We start from the raw sequence: 14,355 nt of genomic DNA, 5'->3' as shown, positions 1-14,355 counted from the left end.
ACGAGTGGGCGGCACGCGGACTTAACCCGCAGGGAGCCTAACAGGGGAGACATGAGCACGTGCATCGAACGCACTTTTCGCGGCATCTCCGAGCGACTCGCCGTCCGGTATCTGACGAATCTGGGCGGCGAACGGGCCGACGACGGCACTGTCGCGGGCGACGACTGGTCGGCCACGGTGTCCTCCGAGACCGTCGGGATCGGTCCCTCGCTGACGCTGACCGAGGTCACCGTCGTCTTCGAAGGCGAGGAGGGACGACTCGAACCGCTCGTCGAGGACTTCGCACAAAAGGCGATGCGCGCCGGCGGCTGATGGCGGGCGAACCGATCGAGGGACAGGTACTCCTGCTCACGGCGGCGAAAGCGAGCGTTCCCGGAAGCCGCCTTCCCGACCTGATCGATCTGGCCCAGGAGTGGCTCGCAGCGAACCGCGATCGATACCGACGCGGGTACGAACGACTCCACGCTACCGACGCGTTCGAGGCGTTTCTCGTCGACCAGGGACACTGGGAGACGATCGGAGACGAACTGGGGTTCCACGGTCGAGAGTGGGCCGCCGTCCGCCGCGCACACGAAGAACAGTTGTTGCGGGTCGGGCGACGGATCGATCGCGAGGCGGAGTTCGAGACCGCCCTCGAGATCCGCGAACCGGTGCTCATCGGGCGGGAGAGCGAAGCCGACTGACCACGAGCCAGGACGGCTGGTCCGTGACGCCGCCGCGCGGGGTCGATACCGCCCGAGGAGATGATCGATCGCAATCCCATAGTATAAAGGCCGTGTTTCACCTTGCTCGAAACAACGAAACGATGGCTAGTAACACGGAAATCGACATGACCGACGCGGAGATCGACGAGTTCATCGGTCATCACGAAACCGGGGTGTTGTCCCTCGCCCGCGATAACGAACCGTACGCGATTCCCGTTTCGTACGGTTACAACGAAGAAAGCAGAGTGTTCTATATGCGGCTCGTCTCGACGCCCGAAAGCGAGAAACGCGAATTTCTCGAATCGACGCCGGACAGCCGGCTCGTCATCTACGACGAAGCCGAGTCGACCTACCGAAGCGTGATCGCCACTGGGATCCTCGAGAGCATCGAGCCGAACGACCTTACACCCGAACAGATCGCCCAGTACGGCAAGGCAAAACGGCCGCTGTTCGAGATCTGGGCAGAGGGCAAGGACGAACTCCACATCGAACTCTACCGACTCGCACCGAAGACGTTAGACGGCCGTCGGACGGAAATCGATCGCGAGGCCTAACGAGCGAAGACCCGAGAGCGAAAACCGGACCGAGACGACTGCGAACGGGAGTCAATTCGTCGGCTGCTCCGCGGCGAAATCCGCCTCGGAGACCGCAGACCCACAGACTGGACAGCCGTGAGAGAGGGTTGCCTCACGCATCGACTCGTTGACCTCGATCACTTGTCCGCAGTCGGGACACGTAAACTCGTATCTGCTCATGAGGATCGTGTAATTCGGATAGTTCCTGGCTAATAGCTGTGCGTCCAGTATATATAGGATTGCGGTTCGATGTTACCGACCAGTAGGTCCCGAAGCGTTCTTATAGGGCGATGCTCAGGCGTCGAGAATCGCATCGAGCAGTTTCGTCTGTGCGGCCGCGAGGTGTTCGGTAAACGTCGTGCCGGTGATCCCGAGTTCCTCTGCGACCTCCCCGGCGTTTGCCTGTTTGGGGTGGTCGAAATACCCCATCTCGTGGGCCGTCTCGAGGACTTCCAGCTGGCGATCGGTCAGCGTCGATCGATCGACGAAGACGAGGTTCCGATCGGCGTGGTCCTGTTCGGACTGGAGCAGTCGCTGGACGTCGAGGCCGTCGTGGCGATCCTGTAACGCCCCGATAATCGCCTGCAACCCCTTCATGTCCGGCGCGTGAAACGTAAGGAACAGCGACGACCCCTTCGCGCGGAGGTCGACGACCGGACAGTCAAAGCGCTCGATCGATTCGCAGGGACAGCCTCGTTCGAGTTCTCGCTGGAACCGGTAGACCGACTTCGAGCCGTAGGAGAAAATCTCCACCAGATCGACGTCGGTGTCGAACTCGTCGGGAACCGACTCGGCGTTGAGCATGAACTCCTCGGTCAGTCGATCGGGGGCGGCCGGATCGACGCTTTTGGTCACCGATTGTGCCGTGGCGCTCGTTTCGGCGGCTGCTTGTGCGACCACGCACCCGTCCGGATCGTCGATCCGGATCTCTGCACGAATTCCCGACGGCATTATCGAATTATGTGAGTTCCATCCTTCTAAACCCTCCGCCCCGCGGACGGACGTGTTGGCGGCCAGGGCGAACGTGTTCGTGTTTGTGCTGCCAACCGCGTTGCCCACGGCTCGCGGGATGTCACAGCACTCGCTGCGGGTCGCTCGATTACTCGATTACGAGCGAACGCGCGGGAGCGGACGGGGACGAATAAGACGGTAGAAATAGCAGCCCCGATATAAAGGCCCCTGTATTTATTGGGACTCATTTGGAGGGGGACTGCCCGGTAGTATAGAGTAGAAACCGATGTCTACGATGAACCGCGGACCTACGACACGATCCGGATGGCCGACGGAAGAGAACGTCGACCCGCAGGCGGTCCTCTCCGCGCTCGACGACGACGACTGCCGATCGATTCTCGAGGCGACGGCCGACGAGGCGCTGACAGCGACCGAACTCGCAGAGCAGTGTGAGATTCCGACCTCGACTGCCTACCGAAAAGTCGAGAAACTGGCTGACGCCGACCTCGTCGACGAGCGCGTCCGGATCAACACCTCTGGCAAACACGCCGCGGAGTATCGCAAGAACTTCGACGACGTCGTCGTCTCCGTTGGTGATGCGGGAAGCGTCGAAATCGAACTCACGCAACCCGACGCCGGAACCGAGTCGGAGTCGATGTCCGCCGTTGCCGGCGACTGATCGCCTTCGATTCACGTGTAGCCATCGAGACTGTTTTTGTACCGGTCGTTATCGATCGATAAACGGGGAGTGCCGATCAGCGATCGGTACTCGTCGTGTCACACACCGAAAATCGGAAAGAAAACCCCGTCCGTCAGGTCAGTCGTCGCTCGGTGCCGCTGCGCCGCCCTCGCTGCTGACTCCCGTTCCGGGACCGATGTCGATGCCGAGTTCGTCGAGTTTCTCGTCGGGAACGACGCCGTCGACCCAGCCGCGGTGGTCGTAGTACTCGGCTTTCATCTCCTCGAGTTCGCAGTACTCGCCCTCGCTTGCACCCTGGCCGCGGATGCCGTCTTCGAGGAACCGGTCTGGCAGCGAGTCGTCGCTACCGTCGAAGCCCGCGAGGTTGTTGTAGTACCGCTCGAGGTTGTAGACGCGCTCGCCGGCTTCGAGCAGGTCGTCCTCGTCGACATCGAGACCGGTCATGCCGTTGTACTGGAGGACGTACTCCTCGATTCCCTCAGCGAACGCGTTGAACTTGCAGATGTCGAACGAGTCGCTGATCGCGTGGAGGTCCTGGAAGGCCGCCGTGAGTTCGCCCTTGCCCTCCCACTCGTAGGGATCGACTTTCTCGGGGATGCCGAGAATCTCCGCGGCGGGCGTGTACCCGCGCAGGTGGCAGGCCCCGCGGTTCGAGGTGGCGTAGCCGATTCCCATCCCCTTCATGCAGCGGGGATCGTAAGCGGGGATGGTCTGGCCTTTGACAGCGAGGGAGTTGTCGTGGGCGTTCATCCGCTCGGCGACGCGGCGTGCGCCTTCCGCGAGCAGGTCCGCGAGGTCGTTCTCGCGGTGGGCGATCTGCTCGATCATGTCGATCATGGTCTCGGAGTCGCCCCAGTCGAGTGCCCCGACGTCGTCTATCTTGCCCTCCTCGGTCATCTCCATCGCCATCGCCATCATGTTGCCGACCTCGATCGTGTCGACGCCCATGTCATTACAGCGATCGATCATGAGGGCGATGTCGTCGCGTTCGGTGTGCCCGGAGTTGGGACCGAGTGCGAACGCGGACTCGTACTCGTAGGACTCCATCCGGACGTTCATCTCCTCGCCTTTGTGCATCGTCTGGACTTCGACTTCCTTCTTGCAGGCGACCGGACAGGAGTGACACGTGGGTTCGTCCACGAGGATGTTCTCGCGGACGTTCTCGCCGGAGACCTCCTCGGCGTCGAGGGTCGCGCCTTCCGCGTCGCGCATACTTCGCGTCGAGGTGTACTTCGCGTTGCGCGTCGGCAGCCCGTCCATCTCCTCGGTGATGTTCATCAGGACGTTCGTCCCGAACTGGGAGAGGCCACCCTCGTTGGGCGCGGTAACGTCGGACTCCTGAATCGCCTGCATCGCCTGCTGGTGGCCCTCCTTGAACGTCTCCGAGTCGGCCGGCTTGGGCATCTTCGTCGAGGACTTGACGACGACCGCCTTGAGGTTCTTCGACCCCATCACGCAGCCGGTGCCGCCGCGTCCCGAGGACCGATCGTCCTCGTTCATGATGCAGGCGTACTTGACCCCGTTCTCGCCGCCGGGACCGATTCCCATGATGCTCAGGTTCTTGCCGTAGGAACCCTCTACTTCTTCCTCGATCGTATCGCGGGTCTCGTGGAAGCCGTTCCCCCAGAGGTGGGAGGCGTCCCGCAGTTCGACCTCGCCGTCCTCGACGACGGCGTACACCGGCTCGTCGGCCTCGCCCTCGAACAGCAGGCCGTCGAAACCGGCCCACTTGAGGCGCGCGCCGGACCAGCCGCCGTGGTGGCTGTCGGTGACGGTGCCGGTCAGCGGCGACTTCGTACAGACCGCGATTCGGCCGCTCATCGTCACCTGCGTCCCCGAGAGCGGGCCGTTCATGAACGCCAGCAGATTGTCGGGACCGAGCGGATCCACGTCCGCCCCCTTCTCGAAGACGTACTTTACCCCCAGCCCTCGCGCACCGATATACTTCGTCGCGTCCTCGTCGTCGATCGACTCGTAGGCGACCTCCCCATCCGAGAGATCGATGCGGGCGACCCTGTCTTGAAATCCGCCGAGTTCTGTCATGGTAAACCCTATCTATTATCTACGGCATGGAGGATGTTAGTGGTTCCCAACGGGATGTAACCGATTCACGTTACGGGGACTGAAACGGCGGTTTGCGATCACCGCGATAAAAAAGGATATCACCGTCGCTTCCGGACGATTCCGCGGACTGGCAATTTCTGCGATCGTGAAACCACAACCGATCGCGTTCGGACGCGATTACGGTCGGTCGCGCGTTCGGATGCGATGACGATCGACCGCGATCGGCGGTGGGCGGACAAACGCGACGTGAGGGTGAGTCGGGCCCGAAATACCGGGCTCCGCTATAGCAGTAACGCGACGATCGCGAGGATGATGAAGATCAACACGAAGATGCGCGCGATCTCCATGGAGATGCCGGCGACGCCGCGGGCACCGACGGCGGCGGCGACGACCGCGAGGACGAAGAAAATCACTGCCCAGTACAGAAATTCGCCGCCGCCGACCTGTAGCGGCGTCAGCGCTGTGAGTTCGAGCATGGATGTGGCTCCCACGCCGGGTCATATAAACCGCGGCGACCGTCCGACGGGCTAAGAAGCCACTACAGACCAGTAAGCTGCCGTTCAACGAATTACAGCGTCGCTTCGAGGCCTACTCGTTCCCGAAGCGCGCCGCCTCGAATCGATCGATCGCTCCCGAAGCGCGTCGCCTCGAGTCGATCACTCGTCCCCGAAGAACGCGCGACAGAGTTTCCCTTCAGCCGATCGCAGGTGTTCGTGGAAGGTTGGGCGGGAGACGTTCATCGACTGGGCGAGCTCTTCGCCCGTCGTCGGCCGGGGCCACTCGAAGTAGCCGCCCAGATAGGCTCGCTGTAACGCACCGAACTGTCGATCGGTGAGTTTCTCTTCGAGGCGCGCGGCGAACTCCTGGCGGGTCTCGGCGTCGCGTTCGCGCTGCTGGAACGAAAGGACGTTCGTCCCTTCATAGCGTTCCTCGACGGCTTCGACGACCGATCGGACGTCCGCCGATCGCGGAATTTCGAGGGTTAGTCGGGCGCTACCGCCCTCGCTTTCGATCGCCTGTGTTCTGACGCCGCGATCCGAGAGCCACCCGACGAGGTCGTCCTCGCCGAAGAGTTCGATCAGACAGGTGTCTGCACCCTCGCGTTCGACGAGGACGGTGAGATCGACTTCGGGAAGGTTCGCCGCGGCCGCCCTCAGCTCGGCCGCGCTGGTCCCGGTCACGGTAAACAGCGAGGCCGTCTCGTCGTCGGTGTGGTGGACCGATCGCCGGTACTCGAGGTGACAGTCAGCCTCGGCGGAGAGGGCAATCGGGGCGATCGATCGGTCGGAGAGCTCGAGATCGACGGCGACGACGGCGTCGGTGGCGAGCATTCGGCTCGTTTCGCGAGCGTTGACCCCGCTTGCGACCGCGCGAGCGAGCGCGGAGAGGATCACCGTTTCGCGCTCGTCGACGGAGCGATCGCGGTCCGTACAGACCGTCAACACGCCGTACTCGATGCCGTTGTAGGTCAGCGGAAACGCGGCGTGTGTCGTTCCGTCGATCGTCGAGACGGTGACCTCGTCCGTCGCGAGCGTCTGGGCAGCCGGATGGTCCGCCTCGGCCGGCACGTCTTCGGGATCGATGCCCGCGCTCGCACGGACCTCGATCGATCCGATAGCCGGATTTCGTTCACCGATCCAGACGCCGTCGTAGGCTGCTTCGGCCGCGATTCGGTCGCAAACTGCGGCCTCGAGCTCCGACCGGGAGGTCGATCCTGCGACGACGTCGGTGACGTCCTGGATCAGCCCCTCCACCCGATCGAGGATGTACTCGAGTTCCGCCGTGCGCTGTTCGAGGGCGAGTTCGGCCTCCTTTCGGGCCGTAATGTCGTTCTGGAAGCCGACGTAGTTGGTCACCTCGCCGCCGTCGTCGCGAACGGGCGCGATCGTCACTTCGTTCCAGAACTCGCTGCCGTCCCTGCGGTAGTTGACGAGTTCGACGGTAACCGGTCGGTCCTCGTCGATCGCCGCCCGCATCGCAGCGATCGCGTCGGGGTCGGATTTCTCACCCTGCAACAGCCGACAGTTCCGACCGACGACTTCGTCGAAGCTGTAGCCGGTGAGCTCCGTGTAGGCGTCGTTGATGTAGACAAGCGGGTTGTCCGGGCGGTCTGGATCGGAGATGGAGATACCGACCGGCGCTTCGTTGATCGCTCGGTCTTTGACGGCGCGATCGCTGGTCTGGGTTCCGTCGTCGGCGGCGGGTTCGAAGGTAATCGTCACCCCGCCGTCGCCGCGGTGGACGCGGGCGTCGTACTGACCGTGTTCGAGGGAGACGTTTCGAGCGGTTCCGACCGTCGTCTCGCTGATGGCGGTTTCGAGGGCGGTCCAGTAGGGGGCGAGGATTTCGTTACCGTCCCACTGGACGGTCTCACCGGCGGTGTCGCCACTTGTTTCCGGCAGGTCCAGCAGTTTTCGCGCAGCCCCGTTGGCGTACGTCACCATCCCGTCGGTAACCGCCACGACGGGGTCGACGACGTGCGAGAGCGCGGCTTCGGCCGTCGTCTCCGACCCACCACCTCCCGTGTCGACAGAGTTCATAGACCTACATAGGAAGGGCAGGCTCAAGAACCATGGTGGTCCGAACACCGAAACCGGCGGTCCCGGAGGACCAACCGATACGATCGAATCCCTTTCGTTCGACCCGAATATTCGATCGAGTTGACTTGCCGTCGGTGACATCCTCGCCCGCCGTGAACGGCAGGGCTTCCACTACGGGTGGAATACCCAGACTGGCTGGAATAGTCGCCCCCGAATGTTATATCTTATCACGTTCTATGGTAACATATGACTTCATTCCGATCCCCCTTCGAGCGTCTCCGGGCGAAGTACGAGGATTCCGATGTCCGCTGTGGTGAGTGTGGGTACCTCGACGAAGATGGCGGCTGGCGCGTCACCACCTCCGGAAGTCGCGTCCAGTACCAGTTCGTCTGTCCGACCTGCCACGCCGTCGAGACCAGAGTCATGCGTCTGGGCGAGGGAGCCTGAACCGATACCTCACCGATCGACGGCCACCTTCGGGCCAGGGTTTCCAAAGCGCTGTGGACAGAGACCACGATCGGTCTGTCGGTACGAACGAGCGACACGCGATCGAGGTCAGACGAAGCCGCTTTAGGTACCGGGCCGCTTGCATCGAACAATGAGTAAACCCACGCCCGACGTCTACGAGCAGGGCAAGGGCATGGACGCCCACAACAAGGTGATGCGGGAGATCCGCTCGCGAAAAGAGGCGAGCTACGATCCCCACGAGCCGACCCGCGTCTGGCTCGACGAGGACAACACCCCGACGGGCGTCAAACGAAGCCTGACGATCATTCTCAACACTGGCGGCTGTCGCTGGGCCCGCGCCGGCGGCTGTACGATGTGCGGTTACGTCGCTGAGAGCGTCGACGGCGGCAGCGTGAGCCACGAGGCCCTGATGGACCAGATCGACGTCTGTCTCGACCACGAGGAAACCGACGGCGACGACCCCGCCGAACTCATCAAGATCTACACCTCGGGGTCGTTCCTCGACGAGCGCGAGGTCGGCGCGGAAACCCGCCGGGCGATCGCTGAGACCTTCGCGGACCGCGAGCGCATGGTCGTCGAATCGCTTCCCGATTTCGTCGATCGCGAGAAGATCGGTGACTTCACCCAACACGGAATCGACACCGACGTCGCGATCGGACTGGAGACCGCCACCGATCGGGTGCGACACGACTGCGTGAACAAGTACTTCGACTTCGCGGACTTCGAGGCGGCCTGCGCCGAGGCTGCGGCCGCGAACGAAGAGGCAGGCGGCGACGCCGACGCTGGCATCAAGGCGTACCTCCTGATGAAACCGCCCTTCCTCACCGAGAGCGAGGCCGTCGACGACATGCTCTCCTCGATCGAGCGCTGTGCCGAGGTCGACGGCTGTCACACCGTCTCGATGAACCCCTGTAACGTCCAGCGCTACACCATGGTCGACGAACTCTACTTCAACGACGGCTACCGCCCGCCGTGGCTCTGGTCGGTCGCTCACGTCCTCGAAGAAACCGCGGACGTGGACGCGATCGTCGTCTCCGATCCCGTCGGCCACGGCTCCGATCGCGGGCCGCACAACTGTCAGGAATGCGACGACCTCGTCCAGAAGGCGATCAAGGACTTCGACCTCCGGCAGGATCCGTCGGTGTTCGAGCAAGTCTCCTGTGACTGCGAACTGACCTGGGAAGTCGTGATGGAACGCGAACGGAGCTTCAACCAGCCGCTGACGCGGTAGCGGACGGCTCTCGGGCCCGTGTTGAGACCACGATCGAACCGGTGGAGTCGATCACTCGGTGGTCGTCGGCCCACCGAGTGCCGGGCCGGGGGACTCCGGGTCGGCCAGCGGAATCTGGAGTTCGACAATCGTCCCCCGCGGGTCGTTTTCCTCGAACGTAAGCCGCCCGCCCGCCCGAGTAACGACCCAGTTGACCAGCCAGAGGCCGAGACCGCTGGTGTGGCGAAGCTGGGTGATTTCCTCGTCTTCCTGAAGAAGCGCCCGTTCCTCGGCCGGCATACCGGGACCGTTGTCGGTGATCGAAAGCGTCGCCATCCCAGTGTCCCGAGACTCGGACAGCTCAATTTCGACGACCGGCGTCCGCTCGTCGTTGTGTTCGACCGCGTTCTCGAGTACCTGCATCACGGCCGTCTCGAAGTACTCGTCAGTCCGAGCGTAGAGACCGTCGGTGACCGAACAGGTGAGATCGACCGCCGGATACGCCGACTCGAACTGCGAGACCACCTGCAGGATGGCATCAGCGACGTCGATCGGACAGCGGGAGCGCTCGTCGTACTCGAGCGTTCGCTCGACGGCGCGGGTCTTTTCAGCGAGATCGATGAGTTCGGTCGCCCGGTGTTGGATCGTCTCCGCGTGTTCGACGTCCTCGCTGTCGACGGCGTCAGCGAGCAGTTGGGCACAGCCGCTGATGATGTTCATCCCGTTTCGCAAGTCGTGGCGCAACACGCGGTTTAAGATCTCGACGCGTTGCTGGCGCTGTTTCTGTTCGGTGATGTCCGTATAGAGACCAAACGCCCGATCGGACTGTTCGTCCATCTCTCTGGGGACGACCCGGAGCATGAAATCCCGGAGCCCGTCGGCCGTTCGGCGTTTGACCTCCGCTTCGACTGGTTCTCCCCGCCCGCCCTGTGCGTTGAGTCGGTCGGCCTCCGCCGCTCGATCGGCGGGAACGACGAATCGATCGATCGATTCACCCACGACCGCCGCCTCCTCGTAGCCGAAAATCCGCTCGAACGCGGGGTTGACTTCCTCGACGACTGGGTCGGACCCCAGCTCTCGGACGTTGACGACGGCGTCGGGAACGTTCTCGAACAACGCCACGAACCGATCGCGTTCCGCCTTGAGTTCCGCCTCGAAGGCGAGTCGATCGAGCGTGTCGACCACGTGCGAAAGCAGCAATTCCGCGAGTTCTTCATCGGCGGCGTCGAACGCATCACGGTCCGTCGAGACTGCCTGGAAAACGCCGTGGCTCCCGATCGGGGCGCTGAGTAGCGATCGGTAGCTGCCGATCTCGGCTGCAGTATCGTCGACGTCAGCAATATTCCCAATACGGTACGTTTGCTGGGTGCGATACGTTTTCCCGGCGATTCCCTCGTCGACGTGAATCCGCTCCGTGTAGTGGGCATCGTCGATCCGCGAGGAGATTGCCGCGTTCTCGAGATAGTCGCCGTCGACGCGGTTTGCGACGCAGACGTCGAAATTCAACACCTTCTCGGCCGCCTCGGTCGTCAGTTCGAATACCGCCTCGCAACTCTCACAGTCCTCGAGTTGGGATGCGATTTCGTGGAGGCTCTCGATTTTGGCCTTGCGATCGACCAGTTCTCGCTCCATCCGCTTGCGATCGCTGATGTCGCGGAAGATGCCAACGGTGCCCTCGAGTTCGTCGTCGGTCCGCAACAGCCGCATGGTGACCTCCCCTGGAATCCGCTCGCCGTCGCGGCTCTCGGCCGTCACTTCGTATGTTTCGACCCGATCGTCGGCGGCCGAGACGAGCGACCGAACTCGCGTTCTCCCTCGCTCGACGCTCTCGTCGGTGAGGATCGTCGAGACGTGTTCGCCGATGAGGTCGTCGCGATCGTATCCGAGTAGCTCCGTCAACGTGTCGTTGACGGTGAGAAACCGGCCGCGGTGATCGAGCGCGTAGATGCTGTCGCCGACGGTCTCGACGACGGTCTTCGTCCGTTCGAGTTCGCGTTCGCGCACGGCTCGATCGAGAGCGGCCTCCGCACTCGCCGCGAGCACGTGAACGAGATGGATGTCGACGACGTCGAGGTCGTCCTCTCCGGCCGAGGCGACCGTCAGCAGGCCGTGCCCCCCGAGCGGGTGCAGCGTTGCGTTGCCGACGGGATGATCGAGATCGTACGGCACCATGTCGTCCGAAGCGTCGTCGACAACAGTCGGTTCCTGGGAGTCGAAGACGTCCCAGAGAAGCCCGTCGCCGGGTTCGATGGTCGACAACGTCCCGCTGTGTGAGTCGAGTTCATCGGTCGTTCCCGCGATCCTGAGGGCATCCGCATCCGGGTCGTAGAACCTGATACCCGCGAGGGAGCGATCGATCACGTGGTCGGTCGCGTCCATGACGATCTCACCGATTTCCGCGACCGACTCCGCGCGCATCAATTCGTGGGTGGTTTCCTGGAGCGCTTCGAGCGCGTTCGCCCGTTTGATGTCCTGCGTGACGTCCTGGGCGAACGAGATCACGCTGACGACCTCGCCGTTCTCGTCGACCAGCGGCGTGTTGAACCACTCGCAGGTGAGCGACGTCCCGTCTTTGCAAACGTTCCGATCGACGCGACGGGTGACCGACCTCCCGCTCTCTCCGTCGACGAGCAAGTCTCGGTAGGATTCGATCTCCGCTCGAATATCGTCGGGGACGATCAGATCCCACACCGACCGCCCCGTCGCTTCCGATGCGGTGTACCCGAACAACTCGGTCGCAGCAGGGTTCCAGTTGCGCACCTCGAACTCGAGGGTCCACTCGATGATCGCAAGCGGTGACTGTTCGATCAGCAGCGCAAGACGATTGGTAGGATACCGGGTCGATCGATCGCGCCCGACGTCGAGGTCGGACAACCGCGTGAGGAGGGTGTCGACGCCCTGCGATCGTGGCACGTAGCCGTCGGCACCCGCTGCGATCGCCTCGCCGGCGAGCGCCTCGCTCCCGTCGGTCGGGAACGCGACGATCGGCAGTTCGGGATGGCGATCCCGAAGTCGCTGACAGAGATCGACGCAGTCGGCGTCGGGAAGCCGATCGGAGACCACCGCACAGTCGACCGTCGGTGCCTGCCCCAGGCAAGCAGTCGCCGTCGTGACGACATCGATCGCGAACCCGGCGCTACCGACCGCAGACGTGACGTCGCCGGTCGCGGCAGAATCGGCGTACACAACTCGGATTCCGGGTGCCATGGGCGGATTCTCCAGTTGGTGGTTGGCAAGACTAACGAACCAGGGGGTAATGATAGTTCGACTCTACTCACTAACTGAGTTGTAGTTCGGTCCTGTTGAACCAACTCCCACGGAAGGGGGTGAACCAACTCCCACGGAAGGGGGGTGAACCAACTCCCACGGAATGGAACGAAGAGTCGTGCGTGGAACGGTCGGGAGCGAACCCTCAGGCGGTGTCGAAGCCGCGGAGAACGCCCTGTCCGTCCGTCGGCCCGATATCCGGGAGCGTGGCGCGTTCGGGATGGGGCATCAACACCGCGACGGAGTCGGTCTTACCGAGGACGCCCGCGACGTTGTGTTTCGAACCGTTCGGGTTCACGTCGTCGCTGATTTCGCCGTTCTCGTCGCAGTACCGAAAGAGCACCCGATCGTCGTCCTCGAGTTCTGCGAGTCGATCGTCCCGGATCTCGTAGCGCCCTTCGCCGTGAGCGATCGGGACCTCGATGACCTCGCCGTCCGCGTAGGCCTCGGTCCAGGGGGTATCGGCGCGCTCGACCCGGAGATAGACGTGTTCACACTGGAAGCGGGCGCTCTCGTTCGTGGTGAACGCTCCCTCGGTAAGCCCCGACTCGCAACCGACCTGTGCGCCGTTGCAGACGCCGAGAACGGGAACGCCGTCTGCGGCAGCCTCACGGACCTCGGCCATGATTGGCGAGCGGGCGGCCATCGCGCCCGCGCGAAGATAATCCCCGTAGGAGAAGCCGCCGGGAAGCATGATCCCCGTGGTTTCTGCGGGCAAGCCGTCCTCGTGCCAGACGATTTCGGCGTCGATACCGAGATGGGAGAGGGCGAGTTCGGCGTCGCGATCGCAGTTCGAGCCACCGAATCGGATTATTGCGATCGTCATCTACCGATCGTCGACCTCCACGTCGTAGTCGTGGATGGTCGGGTTCGCGAGCAATCGTTCTGCCATCTCGCTTGCGCGCTCGACGGCGGCTTCCTCGGACTCGGCGTCGAGATCGACCTCGAACCGATCGGCCGATCGGAGACCCTCGAGTTCGAAACCGAGGCGCTCGAGGGCCTTTTTTGTGGTCTCGGCTTCGGGATCCAGAACGCCGCGTTTGAGTCGAACCGTCACCGTCGCGGTGTAGGCGGTCATTACGTTGAAGCCCGTATCCGTGCTCAAAAACGCTTTCGACTTTCGGGTGTGATACACGTTCGTGGATATCCCTCTGTGGGGCGACGGGGCGGTCGGGGGTGACGCCCTCGGAAGCTGAAGACGCGACGTGACCACAGCGTCGCCGCCTCCCGCGGGATCGCCAGCAGCGATCGGTCGGCGGCGTTGGCTATCGGATACTGGCGGCGGCCGGCCGTCGGCCTCGCCGGTGGCGTTTGCAGTCGGACGGTAGCTGTCGGGTGCCGTCAACTTACTACCCGCGCGTGACGACAATGGTACCGCTGGCGTGGACCGTCACCGAATAGTCGTCCAGTCGAAACGTGAGCCTGCCGTCGTTGCGATGGGCCGACTCGTTTGCCGGCTCGAAGATCGCCTCCAGACTGTCCGGATCGATTCGATCGTAGAGTCGATCGACTTCCGCCGGGTCCGTCCCGGCGAGGGTCGCGACCGTCGAGACGATCGTCGTCGCGAGCGATCGCTCGCTCGCCCAGTCGTGAGAGACGACAGCCGTCTCCCGCGTCGAGTCGATCCCAGCACCGCCGTGATCCGATCGTAGTACCGTCATTGTGTTCACCGTTCGATGAGTGTCACGTCGTGTGACATTCTGTGCCACCACCGCGAAGAGCATAAACACCCGTCAGACAATATACGTGGTTTTGTACGACGAAATTAATAGAAGTAGTCGACGGGACGGCGATCGGCACCGACCGATTGTCTGACGTCGGTCCGAGAGGCCGAGACTGCGGCACGGACGATCCGACCGCGATTGCCGTTCGGGAT

15 protein-coding genes are annotated in these 14,355 nt (G+C 63.0%); 6 read left to right on the top strand and 9 right to left on the bottom strand.

Annotated features, from left to right (window positions below):
• The first annotated feature begins 51 nt into the window (after window positions 1-51).
• The 3 genes from AC6I6L_RS01285 to AC6I6L_RS01275 all read left to right on the top strand — a co-directional run bounded on the left by AC6I6L_RS01285 (window position 52) and on the right by AC6I6L_RS01275 (window position 1,258).
• Window positions 52-312 (top strand): MoaD-like domain-containing protein, encoded by a 261-nt coding sequence (locus tag AC6I6L_RS01285; RefSeq protein WP_497915906.1) that lies wholly within the window; start codon window positions 52-54, stop codon window positions 310-312.
• Window positions 312-683: a DUF8048 family protein gene (locus AC6I6L_RS01280; protein ID WP_497915905.1), complete on the top strand. Its 372-nt coding sequence runs from the start codon at window positions 312-314 to the stop codon at window positions 681-683. Before AC6I6L_RS01285 ends, AC6I6L_RS01280 begins: the two co-directional genes overlap by 1 nt.
• Before the next feature lie 122 nt (window positions 684-805).
• Window positions 806-1,258, top strand: a complete 453-nt coding sequence (locus AC6I6L_RS01275) for a pyridoxamine 5'-phosphate oxidase family protein (RefSeq protein WP_497915904.1) — start codon at window positions 806-808, stop codon at window positions 1,256-1,258.
• A gap of 51 nt (window positions 1,259-1,309) precedes the next feature.
• On the opposite strand, the gene AC6I6L_RS01270 is transcribed toward AC6I6L_RS01275, so the two are convergent.
• Together AC6I6L_RS01270 and AC6I6L_RS01265 are read right to left on the bottom strand one after the other, a co-directional pair.
• On the bottom strand, window positions 1,310-1,459 hold the full coding sequence (locus AC6I6L_RS01270; RefSeq protein WP_497915903.1) for a DUF7560 family zinc ribbon protein: 150 nt from the start codon (window positions 1,457-1,459) through the stop codon (window positions 1,310-1,312).
• A 114-nt stretch (window positions 1,460-1,573) separates the two neighbouring features.
• On the bottom strand, window positions 1,574-2,230 hold the full coding sequence (locus AC6I6L_RS01265; RefSeq protein WP_497915902.1) for a helix-turn-helix domain-containing protein: 657 nt from the start codon (window positions 2,228-2,230) through the stop codon (window positions 1,574-1,576).
• Between the two features lie 286 nt (window positions 2,231-2,516).
• On the opposite strand from AC6I6L_RS01265, the gene AC6I6L_RS01260 reads away from it, so the two are divergent.
• Window positions 2,517-2,909 (top strand): helix-turn-helix domain-containing protein, encoded by a 393-nt coding sequence (locus AC6I6L_RS01260; RefSeq protein ID WP_497915901.1) that lies wholly within the window; start codon window positions 2,517-2,519, stop codon window positions 2,907-2,909.
• 138 nt (window positions 2,910-3,047) lie between these two features.
• On the opposite strand, the gene AC6I6L_RS01255 is transcribed toward AC6I6L_RS01260, so the two are convergent.
• From AC6I6L_RS01255 to AC6I6L_RS01245, 3 genes are all read right to left on the bottom strand, one after another.
• Window positions 3,048-4,973 carry an aldehyde ferredoxin oxidoreductase family protein gene (locus tag AC6I6L_RS01255; RefSeq protein ID WP_497915900.1) on the bottom strand — a complete coding sequence of 642 codons (1,926 nt, stop codon included), beginning with the start codon at window positions 4,971-4,973 and terminating at the stop codon, window positions 3,048-3,050.
• A 302-nt stretch (window positions 4,974-5,275) separates the two neighbouring features.
• Complete coding sequence (locus AC6I6L_RS01250; RefSeq protein WP_497915899.1) at window positions 5,276-5,470, bottom strand: DUF1328 family protein; 195 nt, start codon at window positions 5,468-5,470, stop codon at window positions 5,276-5,278.
• A gap of 180 nt (window positions 5,471-5,650) precedes the next feature.
• Window positions 5,651-7,534: a bacterio-opsin activator domain-containing protein gene (locus AC6I6L_RS01245; RefSeq protein WP_497915898.1), complete on the bottom strand. Its 1,884-nt coding sequence runs from the start codon at window positions 7,532-7,534 to the stop codon at window positions 5,651-5,653.
• A gap of 246 nt (window positions 7,535-7,780) precedes the next feature.
• Here AC6I6L_RS01245 and AC6I6L_RS01240 point away from each other — a divergent pair, with 246 nt between their 5' ends.
• Window positions 7,781-7,981, top strand: coding sequence for an HVO_0649 family zinc finger protein (locus tag AC6I6L_RS01240; RefSeq protein WP_497915897.1), 201 nt, complete (start codon window positions 7,781-7,783; stop codon window positions 7,979-7,981).
• Window positions 7,982-8,132: 151 nt separating this feature from the next.
• Window positions 8,133-9,233 (top strand): archaeosine biosynthesis radical SAM protein RaSEA, encoded by a 1,101-nt coding sequence (locus tag AC6I6L_RS01235; RefSeq protein ID WP_497915896.1) that lies wholly within the window; start codon window positions 8,133-8,135, stop codon window positions 9,231-9,233.
• 51 nt (window positions 9,234-9,284) lie between these two features.
• Here the strand turns inward: AC6I6L_RS01235 and AC6I6L_RS01230 are convergent, their stop codons facing one another.
• From AC6I6L_RS01230 to AC6I6L_RS01215, 4 genes are all read right to left on the bottom strand, one after another.
• Complete coding sequence (locus AC6I6L_RS01230; RefSeq protein ID WP_497915895.1) at window positions 9,285-12,419, bottom strand: PAS domain S-box protein; 3,135 nt, start codon at window positions 12,417-12,419, stop codon at window positions 9,285-9,287.
• 205 nt (window positions 12,420-12,624) lie between these two features.
• Window positions 12,625-13,305, bottom strand: a complete 681-nt coding sequence (purQ, locus tag AC6I6L_RS01225) for a phosphoribosylformylglycinamidine synthase I (protein WP_497915894.1) — start codon at window positions 13,303-13,305, stop codon at window positions 12,625-12,627.
• Entirely contained in the window at window positions 13,306-13,557 is a 252-nt protein-coding gene (purS, locus tag AC6I6L_RS01220; protein ID WP_497915893.1) for a phosphoribosylformylglycinamidine synthase subunit PurS, read from the bottom strand.
• Window positions 13,558-13,828: 271 nt separating this feature from the next.
• Window positions 13,829-14,140, bottom strand: a complete 312-nt coding sequence (locus AC6I6L_RS01215) for a HalOD1 output domain-containing protein (RefSeq protein ID WP_497915892.1) — start codon at window positions 14,138-14,140, stop codon at window positions 13,829-13,831.
• Window positions 14,141-14,355: the final 215 nt, after the last annotated feature.

The organism is Halosolutus sp. DAT137 (genome assembly GCF_059736405.1).
This window is presented reverse-complemented; position numbering and strand designations above follow the sequence as displayed.

Excerpts from the sequence above, each read along its gene's own strand:
- AC6I6L_RS01285 (WP_497915906.1), top strand. The coding sequence starts at position 52 with ATGAGCACGTGCATCGAACGCACTTTTCGCGGCATCTCCGAGCGACTC.
- AC6I6L_RS01280 (WP_497915905.1), top strand. The coding sequence starts at position 312 with ATGGCGGGCGAACCGATCGAGGGACAGGTACTCCTGCTCACGGCGGCG.
- AC6I6L_RS01275 (WP_497915904.1), top strand. The coding sequence starts at position 806 with ATGGCTAGTAACACGGAAATCGACATGACCGACGCGGAGATCGACGAG.
- AC6I6L_RS01270 (WP_497915903.1), bottom strand. The coding sequence starts at position 1,459 with ATGAGCAGATACGAGTTTACGTGTCCCGACTGCGGACAAGTGATCGAG.
- AC6I6L_RS01265 (WP_497915902.1), bottom strand. The coding sequence starts at position 2,230 with ATGCCGTCGGGAATTCGTGCAGAGATCCGGATCGACGATCCGGACGGG.
- AC6I6L_RS01260 (WP_497915901.1), top strand. The coding sequence starts at position 2,517 with ATGTCTACGATGAACCGCGGACCTACGACACGATCCGGATGGCCGACG.
- AC6I6L_RS01255 (WP_497915900.1), bottom strand. The coding sequence starts at position 4,973 with ATGACAGAACTCGGCGGATTTCAAGACAGGGTCGCCCGCATCGATCTC.
- AC6I6L_RS01250 (WP_497915899.1), bottom strand. The coding sequence starts at position 5,470 with ATGCTCGAACTCACAGCGCTGACGCCGCTACAGGTCGGCGGCGGCGAA.
- AC6I6L_RS01245 (WP_497915898.1), bottom strand. The coding sequence starts at position 7,534 with ATGAACTCTGTCGACACGGGAGGTGGTGGGTCGGAGACGACGGCCGAA.
- AC6I6L_RS01240 (WP_497915897.1), top strand. The coding sequence starts at position 7,781 with ATGACTTCATTCCGATCCCCCTTCGAGCGTCTCCGGGCGAAGTACGAG.
- AC6I6L_RS01235 (WP_497915896.1), top strand. The coding sequence starts at position 8,133 with ATGAGTAAACCCACGCCCGACGTCTACGAGCAGGGCAAGGGCATGGAC.
- AC6I6L_RS01230 (WP_497915895.1), bottom strand. The coding sequence starts at position 12,419 with ATGGCACCCGGAATCCGAGTTGTGTACGCCGATTCTGCCGCGACCGGC.
- purQ (WP_497915894.1), bottom strand. The coding sequence starts at position 13,305 with ATGACGATCGCAATAATCCGATTCGGTGGCTCGAACTGCGATCGCGAC.
- purS (WP_497915893.1), bottom strand. The coding sequence starts at position 13,557 with ATGACCGCCTACACCGCGACGGTGACGGTTCGACTCAAACGCGGCGTT.
- AC6I6L_RS01215 (WP_497915892.1), bottom strand. The coding sequence starts at position 14,140 with ATGACGGTACTACGATCGGATCACGGCGGTGCTGGGATCGACTCGACG.